The sequence below is a fragment of the Aureibaculum marinum genome, from assembly GCF_003813905.1.
GTDB classification, from domain to species: domain Bacteria; phylum Bacteroidota; class Bacteroidia; order Flavobacteriales; family Flavobacteriaceae; genus Aureibaculum; species Aureibaculum marinum.
The window spans coordinates 1-238 of record NZ_RPFJ01000073.1; the positions used below are offsets into that span (position 1 = coordinate 1).

The 238-nt window shown below is 40.8% G+C and carries 1 protein-coding gene; it reads left to right on the forward strand.

The annotated features are described in order from the left end of the window. On the forward strand, window positions 1–238 hold a 238-nt coding region (locus EGM88_RS14680), incomplete at both ends, for a SprB repeat-containing protein (RefSeq protein WP_203229474.1).

Consider the following 238-nt stretch of genomic DNA (forward strand, 5'->3'; position numbering starts at 1 on the left):
TTATGTAATGGAGATAATAATGGAGCGATAGATATCACTGTTGTAGGAGGAGTAGGTCCATATAATTATTCATGGACAACATCAGATGGTAGCGGTTTAGTAGCGGCAGATGAAGACCAGACAGGCTTAACTGCAGGTGCCTATGCAGTTACAATTACCGATGCTAATGGAGCAACAACTACAGGAAGTTATGAAATAACAGAACCATCTGCCTTAACCTTATCTGAGGCAATTACCA